Genomic DNA, 14,609 nt, shown 5'->3' on the forward strand with positions numbered 1-14,609 from the left:
GGTCATTACACAACAGATATCGAGCTAGTGTCCGCTTCGAAGTCCGCCGGTCGACTTCCGCTGCAGGCGAGCCTGGCCGGGTTCCACTGGCGGCGGCGGTCAGGCTCGATGTCAGGAATTGGCAACGTGGTCGCTGGCCGTGGTCAGTTTCGGCGGCGAGACTGGTCACTTGCTGTGGCGAAGGTGGGCAAGTGGCTGGTGTTTTGCAGCCACGCGATAAATCAAGCAGCGACTGTAAGCGAACCCGACCCCGGTTTCTCAACTAGATGTCCGCCTTCGGCCAGAAGCAGACGTTTGATATCCATCTGAATCTGGAACTCTCTTCTCTCATGGTGGTCGTTCGTATTGCGGCGTGCTCGCCGCTTCTAGGGGGGCGCCCGTGATAAAGATCTTTGCTGCATTCGCAGTGGCCGCAGTCTTCTCAGCGTCGGCCGAGCTGAGCGCCGCCCACGTACCATCGGTTGAAAAGAGCGTCATTGAGCTTCACCAACTGTTTGACCAGTACCAGCATGCCGTTGCCGCAAAGAATTCCAAGGAGTTGCTTGGATACTTTTTGAACGAAACTGTCCCTTTCGTGGGCGCATTTGCTCCTGCGTCGTATGACTTGATTTCCAGCACCAACAAGCAGCAGGTGCCGCGAACATTGTCCTCGAACGCGAAAGAGGATGCGGACAGCGAGATCAAGCTCCCTCCTGATCAGATCAAGAATCTATCCATCCAGACCGATGGTGAGGTAGGGACTGTCTCCTGGGACTATTACGCAAAGATTGGTCATGGCCGAATTATCTGGTCGACTGTACTGACCAATGACGGATGGAAGATCGCGTCCGTGACTTACTCGATAAACATGCCCGCTGCAGCCAAAAAAGGCGGCAGCCAGATGAACTGAGACGACCTATATTTAGTCGGCTCCGGGTCGAAACCGAACCTTGAGTGCTGACCGGAGCGGGGCGTACCACGTTACTTAACAGTCCGTCGCTCGCTTCGGTAAGCGAGGCGTGGTGACTCAGATGGCGACCAAGTTATTTTGTGGCCGTTGTCGATGGAGGAGTCGCCTGTTCCGCAGCAACAGCCAAAGCCTGACGGATGGCGTCAATGACGATCTCAGGTCGGTCATAGTTGATGAGATGACCCGCGCGCGGCACGATCTCGTTGACGCCATGGGTGGACATGGCAGCGACCTCGTTGTGCATCTGCTCCCACGTAGCGGTTCGCTGGTCTTGCTCCCGCTGGGTCAACGTCTTGTAGCGGGGATAGGGGGCATGCGTGAGCACGATGATCGGTATGTCACCGAAATCCCGCCGGGTTGCGCGGGTCTGGTCGGCGCTTGCACCGTAAAAGCTCTGGAACTCCGAGGCCCTGGCCGCCTGGTACTTCAGCTTGGCTTGGTATTCCAGCATCGTATCGTTGATCGCCTGGCTGAAGCGCGGATCCGGTTTACCAACACACTTCTCGTACGCGGGGGAGTCCTTGGCAATCGCGCCACCCTTCGCGGCGTCCATGCAGGTTGTGTCTTTCAGGTCATCACCCCAGTGTGCCTGGACCTCTGGCTTCGCAATGGCCTTCATACGGCTCGATTGATCTTCGTGCGAGCCGTCGACGATGACCATGCCGACCACTTCGTCGCGATAGCGATCGGCGAAGACGCGAACCGCCATGCCGCCAGCCGAGTGCCCCACGAGGATATAGGGCGGCTTGATGTGGGCAACTTGCAGGGCTTTGTGAATGTCATCGACATCGTTAGCTGCCGTTCCCGGTCGGGAGGCAGCGTCACTGAAACCCATCCCCGCACGGTCATACGAGCAGCTCGCATTCGTCTTGCTGATGGCCGGCTGGACGAGTGCCCACGCGATCGACGAGTCATTGAGGCCTGAGTCGAAGATAACTGCGGGTGACCCTGACCCACGGCAATGAAGGTTCAGGCGTCGGCCACCGCCGACATCCACGAGCTGATCAGGCTTCGTGTAGACCGAGTCGGTGATGTGTGGCCCGGCGGGTGCCGGTTGCGCGGTAGCCAGCGTAGCAATGGATAGACAGCTGATCCCCAGCGTCACGGCCAAAGTCTTTCTGCTCATCTTTTTCCCCTGTGCTTGCAACTTCGGCATGACCGATACGGCCGGTCAGAACTTTCGCGAAGCTTGCCAGCAAGACTCCATCCCCGCCAATCATGCTGGTGCGCCCCGCCATTTTAGGCACACATGTCCGCTTCGGGTCGCACCGCTACCATCGGACAACTACTACCGACCGGCGACACCAAAGTTCGCTATCGGCCACGAGCAGACGTTTAGGGAGACTATTCCAACAGGTGATTTCGCCATCGCAGCAGTGCCTCTACTACCTCCGCGTCGCGACTAGGGTCGGATCCCATACCGATATGTTCCGTGCCTAGCCAATTGAGATAGTCGGCGACATCCTTGCCGTCCACAGTCCCTTTGAGCAGCTGAAACACCTGTGGAACATAACTTTCGTACTCGTCGCTAGCCTGCGGAACGCCAGCAACTCCGATGGGATCCCACCGGTAGTGAAGCACTTCATCGATCCTACGAAGTAGCTCTTTGTCTTGTGGCGAAAGATTCACGGTGTCATCCCAAGCCAGTTGTTGGCGATATCCGCGATAAGTCGAACTTGGATCTTGTTAACGCCTCATTGGCGCTGCTCTTAGTTAGCCGAAATGGCCTTCTAGCCGAAGTAGATCTGGACACCAAAAGCTACAAGGCAAGCAAGCATCGCGAGTATCGATCGCCATCTTGCCGCGACGAAGCTGTATCCGGATAACCAAATCGAACAAAGGATGAGCAAGTATCCGGCGCACTCGATTGCCAGGGCCAAGTGGCGCGTTGCCTCGATCTCGGCGCTAGGTGTTCCTGGCCTCGGATCAGCGATCAAAAGAGTAGCGCCAGAGAACAGAGCCATCCATGCCAATGCTGCGAACAAGACAGCCAAATTTGCTGCGGTGGCTTGCTTCATCAATCGCTCCCCCAGTGAACTCATGAAAACCCACCTATCGCCGCGGCCACGATAGGCGCCAGCGGAGTCGCAATCGTTATTTGGGATATCGGCTTCAAAGCGCTCGCTGCACCAAGCGCGCTTAGGATCCAAGTTTGGTCGCGTCGAGCGACTTAGTGGTGGCGAGAGTATGTCCGCTTCGGGTCGACAAGCGGCCTTCAGTAGGATCGTCAACTGGCTGACGATGCCGGTTAAGTTGTCCGGCGCGCCTGATCAACTGTGTTGGCATGGATTACTTAGAACAATGGCATGAACCTGAGCACCTCGGATGCCTGGGACTATGGCCGCGAGATTAGCTTGTGTACTTAATACACATTAGTGTACAACGTACGCATGACCAAGGACCGCATACTCTCCGCTGCGAAAGCAGTGCTCGAATCCGCAGGCTTCGAGGGGCTGACCATCCGCAGGGTCGCCGAGCGGGCGGGCCTTTCGCCGATGGCGCTCTACCGCCATTTCAAGAACAAGGACGAGCTGGTCAACGCTCTCATGCAGGACGGTATCTCCGCATGGGAGACGATCGTTCGCGGCATCCGCGCCCAAGACCCGGTGAAGTGGCTGGAGGCGCTCATGAAGGCCTATCTCGATTTCGCGCTCACGCAGCCGCACAGGTTCGACGCGGCGTTCTTCCTGCCCGCACCAGCGGCGCGCCGGTTCCCCGATGATTTCGCCGCGGGCCGCTCGCCGGCGATTGCGCTGGTGATGGCTCGCATCGATCAGGCGAAGGCCGATGGCCGGTTCCGCGACGAGCCTACATTCGGGATCGCCATGGCGCTCGTGGCCTACGGACAGGGATTCGTGTCCATGCAGCGCGCCAGGCGTTTCGCTAGCGACAAACAGTTCAAGGCGCTGTACCGCGCGGCGCAGCGCCAGTTCCTCGATTCCCTCAAACCGTCCGGAAAAAACGAATGATCACCCTGCTGGCCGCCGTGCTGAGCGGCATCATGTTTTATCTCTCACAGGGATACGACCACATCTGGGCCCTGGTCTGGCTCGCGCCCGTGCCGCTATTGTGGCTCGCCTATGGCAATGCGCGCACGTGGCAAGTGATTGGGGCAAGCGCCATCGCGCTCCTTGGCGGCGCAGGCTACATGTTGCAATCACCCTACCTCCCTCATACCGCCGCTCGTCCTCACGTCGGTTCTGGTGGTCGACATCGGGCTGTTTTGCGTCGCGGTATGGTTCGCGCGCTTCGTGCAGCACCGGGTATCACCGCTCCTCACGCTGTTTGCGTTTCCGGCTTGTTGGACAGCCTTCGAGTTCCTGATTGAACTGCAGTCCCCGAACGGCACCTACGGATCGCTCGCCTACAGCACGATGTCCGCGCCCGTCCTGATCCAGAGCGCATCGCTCCTGGGGATGTACGCCGTTACGTTCCTGATCTGCCTCTTTGCCAATACCCTCGCCATGGCGCCGTGGCTCAAACGGAACACGGCCGCGGTCGGCCTCGGCCTGACGATCTGTGCGGCCAACTTGGTGTTCGGTATCGTGCGGCTCGCACACCCGCAGCCCGACGTGCTGCGGGTGGCGGGAATCGTCGATGAGACGGCCGTATCGGATTCCTGGCGGGCGAAGACCGTGTCCGCTCAGACGGCGGTGACCGAAACCTATGCGCGCGAGATCCGTGCAGCCGCCCGGGAAGGCGCCAGATTCGTGGTTACGCCGGAAGGCGGAATGGCATCGACCCCTGCCGGACAGAGCACGATCGTTGCGCCGCTCGTTGCCGCCGCCAGGGACACGGGTGTGCAGATCATTGCCGGCGTCCATTCCGAGACGCCAGCCGCCGACTTCGCGCTTGCGATCACGCCCGATGGCAGGATTCAGCGCTACGACAAGCGCCACCCGGTGCCTGGCATCGAAGATGATTTCACGCCGGGTCATGTCCCGGGCTGGTTGGGCGATGGGCGTGCCGTGGATATCTGCAAGGACATGGATTTCCCCGACACCATTCGTTCCGATGCCGCCAGGGGCGTCCGCCTGATGGGCGTGCCCGCGGGCGACATGGGCATCGATGGCTGGCAGCACGGGATCATGTCCGTGATGCGGGGCGTCGAAGGCGGATTTTCGATCGTGCGGGCTGCCCATGACGGCCTGGTGTTCGCCAGCGACGCGCAAGGGCGTCTGGTCGCTCTCAAGAAGGATGCGCCTACAGGCCTGACCATGATCGTCGCCGACCTGCCGCTGGGATCCGGGCCAACGCTCTATACGCGGATCGGCAACGCCTTCCCGTGGCTCTGCGGGATCTTCGCTCTCGCGCTTGGCGCAGGGCTGCCGGCCTGGCGGCGGCTGCGAAGCGCCGCCCTGTTGCCGAGCGTTGAAAATTGACCAGAAAGGCGAGGTCCTGCGCACTGAAGATTGACCACGGAATTCCAACTTGGTCTGCGGGATTTTTGGCCCAGCAAGTACTCGCAGGGCGGTCGGCCTTCGACACGCAGAGGTGGTCAGTTTTCAGCGAGCGCCAACAGGGCGTGACGTTGCCGGGTGAAACCCCTGCTTCGGCGGACAACTCGCTCCGACTGAAATCGTACGACATGCGCGCACGGCAATCGATACATTACGCGATAGTGGACAGATCGGTGACGATGCCTATCGCCAGGTGGAACAGGAGCTCGACTGGCTTGAGCTGAGCACGCATTGATAGCTCGCCGCGCCAATGGTTGACGTGTCCGAGCGACCACTTTTGGCCGTACAGCGACGATAGGGCGACAGGTGCCAACCAGTGGTCGCCCTATCGCGCAACTCCAAACATTCGCCTGTTCAACTTGGCAGCCGCAAAACAGACGGTCGTGGACGTCGCCTTCGGGTCGACCTCTGCCGGTCACGACCTGCGCGGCAATCATCGGGCCGCGACGGTAGATGTGGTGCAGGCATTCGGCGGCTGAGCCTGATTGGCTGAACGAGCACAGATTCAGATACTGCAGCAGTCGCCTCGGGTTGAAGGCAGCCCGTCGTAGTCGCCCTTCAACAACACCTCCCGCCACCGCCCTTGTACCGCGCCTCCTGCCGCTCGCGGAAGAACTCGTCGTAGCTGGGCACTTTCCGTTCGGGATGGTGCTCGCGCAGGTGCTTCAGGTAGACGTCGTAGTCGGGGATGCCGCAGCACAAGCGGGCGGTTTGTACCGCCCACTTGCGTACGGACTGGAAGGTCGTGGTCATCACGGTCTCCTCAGTTGGCGACGCTGCTCAGCGCCACGTACGGTTCTTCGTGTGCGGTCGGGTGGTTGGTCTGCCAGGCCTGAATCAGGGCGCGCAGGCAGAACAGCACCATCGCCACGATCAGCAACATGAACAGGCCGGTCAGCGCCATGTCGACGTAGTTGTTGGTGACGATGCGCTGCATCTCCGCCGCCGTCTTGGCCGGCGCCAGCAACTGGCCCTGCTGCATCGCGGCCGAGTACTTGTTCGCGGCGGCGGTGAAGCTGATCGGGCCGGTGAGCTTCTGCCAGCCGGCGGTCAGCGTGCAGATGATCAGCCACAGCGCCGGGATGCCCGGCACCAGCACGTAACGCTCGCGTTTCAACTTCACCACCACCACGGTGCACAGCATCAGCGCGATCGCGGCCAGCATCTGATTGGCGATGCCGAACAACGGCCATAGCGTGTTGATGCCGCCGAGCGGATCGACCGCACCCTGGTACAGGAAGTAGCCCCAGATGAAGACGCAGATCGCAGTGGCCAGCAGGTTGCCGGTCCACGATTCGGTTTCCTGCAGCGGCTTGTGGATCAGGCCGGCAATCTCCTGGATCATGAAGCGGCCGACGCGGGTACCGGCGTCCACCGTGGTGAGGATGAACAGCGCCTCGAACAGGATCGCGTAGTGGTACCAGAACGCCATCATGCCGCCCCCGGGGATGATGTTGTGCAGCAGCTGCGCCATGCCCACGGCCAGCGTCGGTGCGCCACCGGCGCGGCTGAGGATGCTGTTCTCGCCGATATTCTTGGCCGTCTGAATCAATTCGTCCGGCGTCACCACGAAGCCCCACTGGCTGATCGTGGTGGCGGCGTCCTGCACGCTGGTGCCGATTATCGCGCTGGGTGAATTCATCGCGAAGTAGACGCCAGGGTGCAGCGAGGCGGCGGCGACCAGCGCCATGATCGCCACGAACGCTTCCATCAGCATGCCGCCGTAGCCGACCAGGCGTGCCTGGCCTTCATTGGCGAGCAGCTTGGGCGTGGTGCCGGAAGCGATGATCGAGTGCCAGCCCGAGACCGCGCCGCAGGCGATCGTGATGAACAGGAACGGGAACAGGTTGCCGGCGAATACCGGGCCGCTGCCGTCGATGAACCGGGTCACGGCCGGCATCTGCAACATCGGCGCGGACAGGAAGATCGCCAGCGCCAGCAGCGCGATGGTGCCGATCTTGAGGAAGGTGGACAGGTAGTCGCGCGGCGCCAGCAGCAGCCATACCGGCAGCACCGACGCGCAAAAACCATAGGCGATCAGCAGCCAGGCCAGGGCCTTGGCGTCGAAGTCGAACAGCGGCGCCAGCGTGGCCGATTCGGCCACGTAGCGACCCAGCCAGATCGAGACCAGCAGCAGCACCAGGCCGATGATCGACACTTCGAGAATCCGCCCCGGCCGGAACCAGCGAAGGTAGCCGCCCATCAGCAGCGCGATCGGAATCGTGGCGGCCACGGTGAAGGTACCCCAGGGGCTGTGCGTGAGCGCTTTCACCACCACCAGCGCGAGCACCGCCAGCACGATCATCATCAGCACCAGCACGCCGATCATCGCCACGATGCCGGGCAGCGGCCCCAGCTCTTCGCGCAGCATGTGGCCGAGCGAGCGGGCGTCGCGGCGCAGCGAGAGTCCCAGGATCATGAAGTCCTGCACCGCGCCGGCGAACACCACGCCGAACAGGATCCAGATGGTGCCGGGCAGGTAGCCCATCTGTGCGGCCAGCACCGGGCCGACCAGCGGACCGGCGCCGGCGATCGCGGCGAAGTGGTGGCCGAACACCACCCACTTGTCGGTGGGCACGTAGTCGAGCCCGTCGTTGCGCAACACCGAGGGCGGCGCGCGAGTGGGATCGAGTTGCAGCACGGAGTGCTCGATGAACTTGCCGTAGAAGCGGTAGCCGATCACGAAGATCGCGATCGACGCGGCGACCAGCCAGATCGCGTTGATCGGCTCGCCGCGGCGCAGCGCCACCACGCCCAGGCAGAACGCGCCGACGATGGCGATGGCGACCCACATGATCTTGCTGGCCGGACTGGGCTTGGGGATGGCTGCTTGCGCTTGCATTGAGTGGCTCCTCGGCAATGCCGCAAGGGTCGCCCCGTCGGCGGCGAGGGTCAATGCCAAAACAGGCCTGCCGGCATTAGCCATTGGTCGAATAGTCCGGTGCGGGCAGGCGCCACGGCGGTTTGCCGCAGGGGTACACTGGCCACCCTGCCGGCTACAAGGAGTTTGTCATGCGTATTTCGGTTCGCCATGGCCTGCTGGGCCTTGCTCTCGTCGTTGCCACGTTGCCGGTGATTGCGGCCGGTTCCGGCCAGTTCAAGGACCTGCTGAACAAGGTCAAGTCGTCGGCACACGGCTCGAATTCCTCGCTCGGCAGCAACCTGCCGGACAGCGACATCGCTTCCGGCCTCAAGGAAGCGCTGGCCAAGGGCACCACCAATGCGATCAACAGTCTCGGTCGCGACGGCGGTTTCTGGAACAACAGCAAGGTGCGCATTCCCTTGCCCGGCAAACTTGAACAGGCCGGCAAGCTGGCGAAACAGCTGGGGCAGGGCGCCAAGGTCGACGCGTTCGAGCTGAGCATGAATCGTGCGGCGGAGAAAGCGGTGCCGCAGGTGGCGCAGATCTTCGGTGACGCAATCCGCAAGATGAGCCTCAGCGACGCGCGCGGCATCCTCACCGGCGGGGATCATGCCGCCACCGATTTCTTCCGCCGCGTCGCCGGCGATGCACTGACCGCACGTATCCATCCGATCGTGGCCAAGGCCACCGAAAGGGTCGGCGTTACCCAGAAATACAAGGCGTTCACCTCCGGCAGCGGCAGCGGAGCGCTCGGTGGCGCGCTCGGTTCGCTGGGCTCGCTCGGTGGCGGCCACAAGGCGGGCAACGGCAACAGCCCGCTGGATCTTGACGATTACGTGACGTCGAAGACGCTGGACGGCCTGTTTACCGAAATCGGCGACCAGGAGCAGTCGATCCGGCACAATCCGGGCGCGCGCACCACCGATCTGCTGAAGAAGGTGTTCGGCGGTTGAACCCGCTTGCGGGTTCAACAAAATCAGCATGGCGCTCTGGCTCTGTGCTTCTTGCGGTTGAAGCGCTGAATCATGCGGCTTGCATTGACCCGCATCGATCCTAAATCACCAGGAGATGGCGATTCCACGTCGAGGCTCCACATGATCCGCGAAATCCTGAAAATGGGCGACCCGCGCCTGCTGCGCATCGCCCCTCTGGTGCCCGCTGCGATGCTCGGCAGCGCGGAACTCGACGCATTGATCGTCGACATGTTCGAGACCATGCACGCCGCCGATGGGGTGGGCCTCGCCGCGCCGCAGATCGGCGTGGACCTGCAGCTGGTGATCTTCGGCTTCGACAGCAACGAACGTTATCCCGATGCGCCCGCGGTGCCGCGCACGATCCTGCTCAACCCGGTGATCACGCCGCTGTCGCAGGACATGGAAGAGGGCTGGGAAGGTTGCCTGTCGGTGCCAGGCCTGCGCGGCGCGGTGAGCCGCTACTCACTGATCCGCTACGAAGGCATCGACCCGCATGGCGCGCGCATCGAACGCACCGCCGAGGGTTTCCACGCCCGCGTGGTGCAGCACGAATGCGATCACCTGATCGGCCGGCTGTACCCCACCCGCATCACCGATTTCAGCAAGTTCGGTTATACCGACGTGCTGTTTCCTGGCCAGGACATGGGAGACGACTGATGCGCGCGATGTGGCGGGGCGCCGTGCTGGCGCAGAGCGATGACACCGTGGTGGTCGAGGGTAACCACTACTTTCCCGCGGCCTCGCTCCAGCGCGAACATTTTCGCGACAGCGAACATCACACCACCTGTCCCTGGAAAGGCACGGCCAGTTATCTGGACGTGGTCGTCGGCGATGAGGTGAATGCCAACGCGGCCTGGTACTACGCGACGCCTTCGGCGGCCGCCGCGCAGATCAGGGACAGGGTGGCGTTCTGGCGCGGGGTCGACGTGGTGGATTGAGCGACGATGCCGGTTGCCGCCCGCGCTGCGCTCGCCGATGATGCAGCCTCCCCGAGCGAGTGCCACTCGATGCAGCCTGCGGAATCGACCCCGCCCGTTCACGTACATGCCGCCGCCCGCAACCCCGGCATCGACCTGCTGCGCGGGCTGGCGATCGTGCTGGTGGTGTTCAACCACATCGGCCTGCGTATCCCGTTGAAGAAAACCGCGCTGGCCGATGTGCTGCCGACGTGGTTGTTGAGCCGGCTGAACTACAACGGTTATGAAGCGGTGTTCGTGTTCTTCGTGATCTCGGGGTTCCTGATCGCGGGCAATGCACTGCGCCGCTGGGGCAGCCTCGGGCAGATCGACATGCGCGCGTTCTATGCGCGGCGTTTCGCCCGCATCATGCCGTGCCTGCTGGCATTGGTTGGCGTGCTAAGCGTGCTGCATCTGCTGGGCGTGCAGGACTACACGATCACCCGCGCGGGCCAGTCGCTGCCACGCGCAATCGTCGCGGCGCTTGGCCTGCATCTGAACTGGTACGAGGGGCAGACCGGTTATCTGCCGGGCAACTGGGATGTGTTGTGGTCGCTGTCGATCGAGGAAGTGTTCTATCTCGCGTTTCCGGTCGTGTGCCTGCTCACCCGGCGCCGCAGGGTGCTGGTACCGATGCTGGCGCTGCTCGCGCTGTCGATGCCATGGACGCACGCGGCGTTGAGCGGCAACGAGATCTGGCAGGAGAAGGCGTATCTGCCCGGCATGTCGGCGATCGCCATCGGCGTGCTCGGCGCCTTGCTGGCATCGCGTTGGCAGGCGCCGCCGCGCACGCTCACCCTGCTGGCCTGGCTTGGCGCAATTGGCCTGGTGGCGGTGATGCTGGATGGCGCCGTGCTGTGGCATCTGCTGCACGATGGCTACCTGCTGGTACTGACGCTGTCGACGCTGTGCCTGGTGCTGGTCAGTCAGCAGCGACAATCGCACGGTGCAGGCAGGCCGGTGCGTGGTCTGGGCTGGCTGCGCTCATGGGGGCGCCTGAGTTACGAGATCTATCTCAGCCACATGTTCGTGGTGTTCGCGGTCGTGCGGCTGTTCAGGCTCAGTGGCGCCGACCAGCGCCTGGGTTTCCTGTGGTATCTGCTGGCATTGCCATTGTGCTGGCTGCTGGGCGCGGCGGTGGAACGCTGGTTGTCGACACCGTGTGAACGCTGGCTGCGCCATCGGCTGGCGAAGTCGGGGTACATCGACACAACGGCCTTCAATGCGGCCGGCGAGTCGGGCGCCACGCCGTGAATCGCCGGCCGCGGTGATGCAGGCAACGCCCGCTGAACTCCCGGTAGCGTAAGCTGTACACGGGCGGCTATCCGCCCGGGAGAGGTTCGGTGAAGAAAGAAGACGAAACGCACATGCAGATTGTTTCCGCGGATATCAGTTCGGAATCACTCACCGGCATGGTAATTTTCCGGCCGCACTGCGTGTCCCGCGCGGGCCGCAAGGTGCCCGAAGCCAGCAAGACCGGCAACTGGTATGCCCTGCGTCCCGCCGAGGTGCGCAGCTTTGCGCGAGCACTGTTGGACGCCGCCGATTCGATGGATCTGAAAGCGAAGATGCTGCAGGCAGCCAAGCCCGCCCTGGGCTGATGTTGTACGGGCGCAGGACTGCTGCGCAGGGCGCTCAACCGTGCCGGTACCGATTGATCGTGTCGCGCAATGTCTGCGTGGCGGTGCGGGCAGCCTGGGCGAAATCCTCGCCGCTGCCGGCGTAGAGGATCGCGCGTGACGAGCTGATCATCAGGCCGCTGCCGTCAATCGTGCGGCCGTTGCGTACCACCGCTTCGACGTCGCCGCCCTGGGCGCCGACACCTGGCACCAGCAGTGGCACATCGCCGACCAAGGCGCGTACTTCGGCCAGTTGCTCCGGCCAGGTGGCGCCTGTCACCAGTGCACAGTTGCCGTGGGTGTTCCATTCGCGCGCGACGATCTGCGCCACATGCTGGTACAGCGGCTTGCCACCGCCGCTCTCATCCGACACGAAGAGCTCCTGCAGGTCGGCGGCGCCGGCGTTGGAGGTGTGGCACAACAGGATCACGCCCTTGTCGGCGCGATCGAGGAACGGTTGCACCGAATCGCGGCCGAGGTACGGGTTCAGGGTGACTGCATCGGCGCCGTAACGATCGAACGCTTCGCTGACGTAATGCTGCGCGGTGCTGCCGATATCGCCACGCTTGGCATCGAGAATCACCGGCACGCCGGGATGTTTTTCATGGATGTGCGCGATCAGCCGCTCGAGCGCGTCTTCGGCACGCAGGGCGGCGAAGTGGGCGATCTGCGGCTTGAACGCACACACCAGGTCGGCGGTGGCGTCGACGATCGCGCGGCAGAACTCGAATACTGCATCGGGCTTGTCGCGCAGGTGCGCGGGGAACTTCGATGGCTCGGGGTCGAGGCCTACGCAGACCAGCGAGTTGTTGCGGGTCCATGCCTGCTGCAGTGACTGCATGAAACTCATCGTGGTCTCCGCGCCTTTTCAGTGAAACCCCTCTCCCTTCGGGAGAAGGGAAGGAATGAGGGTTCGGTCACAACGAAATACTTTGCAAGCCCGATCCCCCATCCGCCCTGCGGGCACCTTCATTCGGCACATCCATGTGCCTCATCCTTCGGGCGGCTTTCGCCGCGCAAATCGGCAATCCTGCCGATTTGTCTCCGAAGGGAGAAGGAAACCGCTGTTACGCCAGCTTCTTGTACTTCACCCGATGCGGCTTGGCGCCTTCCTCGCCGAGGCGGCGCTTCTTGTCGGCCTCGTACTCGTTGTAATTGCCGGGGAAGAACTCGACGTGCGAATCGCCTTCGAACGCGATGATGTGGGTGGCGACGCGGTCGAGGAACCAGCGGTCATGCGAGATCACCATCACGCAGCCGGGGAATTCCAGCATCGCGTCTTCCAGCGCGCGCAGCGTTTCGACGTCCAGATCGTTGGACGGTTCATCGAGCAGCAGCACGTTGCCGCCCTGCATCAGGGTCTTGGCCAGGTGCAGGCGGCCACGTTCGCCACCGGAGAGGCTGCCCACCAGCTTCTGCTGGTCGGTGCCCTTGAAGTTGAAGCGGCCGATGTATGCGCGAGACTGCAGCTCGTAGCGGCCGATGGTGATGATGTCGGCACCGCCGGAGACTTCCTGCCACACGTTCTTCTTCGCATCGAGGTTGTCGCGCGACTGGTCGACGTAAGCCAGCTGCACGGTGTGGCCGAGCTTCACCTCGCCCTGGTCCGGTTTTTCCACACCGGTGATCAGCTTCATCAAGGTGGACTTGCCGGCGCCGTTCGGGCCGATCACGCCGACGATCGCGCCTGGCGGCACCTTGAACGACAGGTCGTCGATCAGCAGGCGATCGCCGAACGATTTGCTGACGTTCTTGAACTCGATCACTTCCTGGCCCAGGCGCTCGCCCGGCGGAATGTAGAGTTCGTTGGTCTCGTTGCGCTTCTGGTACTCGACCGAGTTCAGCTCCTCGAAGCGGTTGATACGCGCCTTGCCCTTGGATTGACGTCCCTTGGCGGCCGAACGCACCCATTCCAGCTCGCGTGCGAGTGCCTTCTGGCGACCCTTTTCGGAAGCTTCCTCGCGGGCCAGCCGCTCGCCTTTCTGTTCCAGCCATTCGGTGTAGTTGCCCTTCCACGGAATGCCGCGGCCGCGGTCGAGTTCGAGGATCCACTCGGCCGCGTTGTCGAGGAAGTAGCGGTCATGCGTGACCGCGACCACGGTGCCCGGGTAGTCGTGCAGGAACTGTTCCAGCCAGTCGACCGATTCCGCATCCAGATGGTTGGTCGGCTCGTCCAGCAGCAGCATGTCGGGCTTGGACAGCAGCAGGCGGCACAGCGCCACGCGGCGCTTCTCGCCACCGGACAGCGGCCCGATCTTGGCATCCCACGGCGGCAGGCGCAGCGCGTCGGCGGCGACTTCCAGCTGGCGCTCCAGCGCATGCGCATCGTTGGCGGCCAGCAGGTTCTCCAGCTTCTGCTGTTCGATCGCGAGCTTGTCGAAATCGGCGCCTTCCTCGGCGTACGCGGCATAGACTTCTTCGAGGCGTTTCTGCGCATCGAGGATCTCGGCAACGCCTTCCTCGACCGCTTCGCGCACGGTCTTCTCCGGATCGAGCTGTGGCTCCTGCGCCAGGTAACCGATCTTGGTGCCCGGCTGTGCGCGTGCTTCACCCTGGAAGTCGGTGTCCACGCCGGCCATGATCTTCAGCACGGTGGACTTGCCCGCGCCGTTCACGCCGAGCAGGCCGATCTTCGCGCCCGGAAAGAAGGACAGCGAGATGTCCTTGATGATCTGGCGCTTCGGCGGGACGATCTTGCTGACCCCGTTCATGGTGTAGATGTATTGCATGTCGACTCCGGGAAGATGTGCCGCGGCAGACGCCCGTCGGGCGCCCGCAAACCCCGCAT

At 62.8% G+C, this 14,609-nt stretch carries 15 protein-coding genes; 8 read left to right on the plus strand and 7 right to left on the minus strand.

What is annotated here, in order from left to right:
• Positions 1 to 379 precede the first annotated feature (379 nt).
• Positions 380 to 889 carry a hypothetical protein gene (locus EAH75_RS12930; RefSeq protein WP_140652045.1) on the plus strand — a complete coding sequence of 170 codons (510 nt, stop codon included), beginning with the start codon at positions 380 to 382 and terminating at the stop codon, positions 887 to 889.
• Positions 890 to 1,022: 133 nt separating this feature from the next.
• Here the strand turns inward: EAH75_RS12930 and EAH75_RS12935 are convergent, their stop codons facing one another.
• The 3 genes from EAH75_RS12935 to EAH75_RS12945 all read right to left on the minus strand — a co-directional run bounded on the left by EAH75_RS12935 (position 1,023) and on the right by EAH75_RS12945 (position 2,967).
• The gene (locus tag EAH75_RS12935; protein ID WP_140805728.1) at positions 1,023 to 2,105 is read right to left on the minus strand and encodes an alpha/beta fold hydrolase; all 1,083 of its coding nucleotides are present in this window, start codon (positions 2,103 to 2,105) and stop codon (positions 1,023 to 1,025) included.
• Positions 2,106 to 2,293: 188 nt separating this feature from the next.
• The gene (locus EAH75_RS12940; protein WP_140652048.1) at positions 2,294 to 2,578 is read right to left on the minus strand and encodes a hypothetical protein; all 285 of its coding nucleotides are present in this window, start codon (positions 2,576 to 2,578) and stop codon (positions 2,294 to 2,296) included.
• Between the two features lie 101 nt (positions 2,579 to 2,679).
• On the minus strand, positions 2,680 to 2,967 hold the full coding sequence (locus EAH75_RS12945; RefSeq protein WP_140805730.1) for a hypothetical protein: 288 nt from the start codon (positions 2,965 to 2,967) through the stop codon (positions 2,680 to 2,682).
• 372 nt (positions 2,968 to 3,339) lie between these two features.
• Here EAH75_RS12945 and EAH75_RS12950 point away from each other — a divergent pair, with 372 nt between their 5' ends.
• Together EAH75_RS12950 and EAH75_RS12955 are read left to right on the plus strand one after the other, a co-directional pair.
• Positions 3,340 to 3,918: a TetR/AcrR family transcriptional regulator gene (locus EAH75_RS12950; protein WP_140652052.1), complete on the plus strand. Its 579-nt coding sequence runs from the start codon at positions 3,340 to 3,342 to the stop codon at positions 3,916 to 3,918.
• A 162-nt stretch (positions 3,919 to 4,080) separates the two neighbouring features.
• Positions 4,081 to 5,331 (plus strand): nitrilase-related carbon-nitrogen hydrolase, encoded by a 1,251-nt coding sequence (locus EAH75_RS12955; protein WP_277752538.1) that lies wholly within the window; start codon positions 4,081 to 4,083, stop codon positions 5,329 to 5,331.
• A gap of 636 nt (positions 5,332 to 5,967) precedes the next feature.
• On the opposite strand, the gene EAH75_RS12960 is transcribed toward EAH75_RS12955, so the two are convergent.
• Positions 5,968 to 6,162, minus strand: coding sequence for a YbdD/YjiX family protein (locus EAH75_RS12960; protein ID WP_140652057.1), 195 nt, complete (start codon positions 6,160 to 6,162; stop codon positions 5,968 to 5,970).
• Between the two features lie 10 nt (positions 6,163 to 6,172).
• Complete coding sequence (locus tag EAH75_RS12965; RefSeq protein WP_140652059.1) at positions 6,173 to 8,251, minus strand: carbon starvation CstA family protein; 2,079 nt, start codon at positions 8,249 to 8,251, stop codon at positions 6,173 to 6,175.
• A gap of 170 nt (positions 8,252 to 8,421) precedes the next feature.
• Between EAH75_RS12965 and EAH75_RS12970 the strand changes: the two genes are divergently transcribed.
• The 5 genes from EAH75_RS12970 (at position 8,422) to EAH75_RS12990 (ending at position 11,803) form a co-directional block, all read left to right on the plus strand.
• Positions 8,422 to 9,225, plus strand: coding sequence for a DUF4197 domain-containing protein (locus EAH75_RS12970; protein WP_140805734.1), 804 nt, complete (start codon positions 8,422 to 8,424; stop codon positions 9,223 to 9,225).
• Positions 9,226 to 9,366: 141 nt separating this feature from the next.
• Complete coding sequence (gene def, locus EAH75_RS12975; RefSeq protein WP_140652064.1) at positions 9,367 to 9,903, plus strand: peptide deformylase; 537 nt, start codon at positions 9,367 to 9,369, stop codon at positions 9,901 to 9,903.
• The gene (locus EAH75_RS12980; RefSeq protein ID WP_140652066.1) at positions 9,903 to 10,184 is read left to right on the plus strand and encodes a DUF427 domain-containing protein; all 282 of its coding nucleotides are present in this window, start codon (positions 9,903 to 9,905) and stop codon (positions 10,182 to 10,184) included. Before def ends, EAH75_RS12980 begins: the two co-directional genes overlap by 1 nt.
• A 69-nt stretch (positions 10,185 to 10,253) precedes the next feature.
• Positions 10,254 to 11,456, plus strand: coding sequence for an acyltransferase family protein (locus tag EAH75_RS12985; RefSeq protein ID WP_140805736.1), 1,203 nt, complete (start codon positions 10,254 to 10,256; stop codon positions 11,454 to 11,456).
• Between the two features lie 113 nt (positions 11,457 to 11,569).
• Positions 11,570 to 11,803 carry a hypothetical protein gene (locus EAH75_RS12990; RefSeq protein WP_140652072.1) on the plus strand — a complete coding sequence of 78 codons (234 nt, stop codon included), beginning with the start codon at positions 11,570 to 11,572 and terminating at the stop codon, positions 11,801 to 11,803.
• A gap of 34 nt (positions 11,804 to 11,837) precedes the next feature.
• Here EAH75_RS12990 and pyrF read toward each other — a convergent pair whose 3' ends face one another.
• Positions 11,838 to 12,671 (minus strand): orotidine-5'-phosphate decarboxylase, encoded by an 834-nt coding sequence (pyrF, locus tag EAH75_RS12995; protein WP_140652074.1) that lies wholly within the window; start codon positions 12,669 to 12,671, stop codon positions 11,838 to 11,840.
• A gap of 217 nt (positions 12,672 to 12,888) precedes the next feature.
• The gene (ettA, locus tag EAH75_RS13000; protein WP_140805738.1) at positions 12,889 to 14,550 is read right to left on the minus strand and encodes an energy-dependent translational throttle protein EttA; all 1,662 of its coding nucleotides are present in this window, start codon (positions 14,548 to 14,550) and stop codon (positions 12,889 to 12,891) included.
• Positions 14,551 to 14,609: the final 59 nt, after the last annotated feature.

It is taken from the genome of Rhodanobacter glycinis (genome assembly GCF_006438785.1).
GTDB classification, from domain to species: domain Bacteria; phylum Pseudomonadota; class Gammaproteobacteria; order Xanthomonadales; family Rhodanobacteraceae; genus Rhodanobacter; species Rhodanobacter glycinis_A.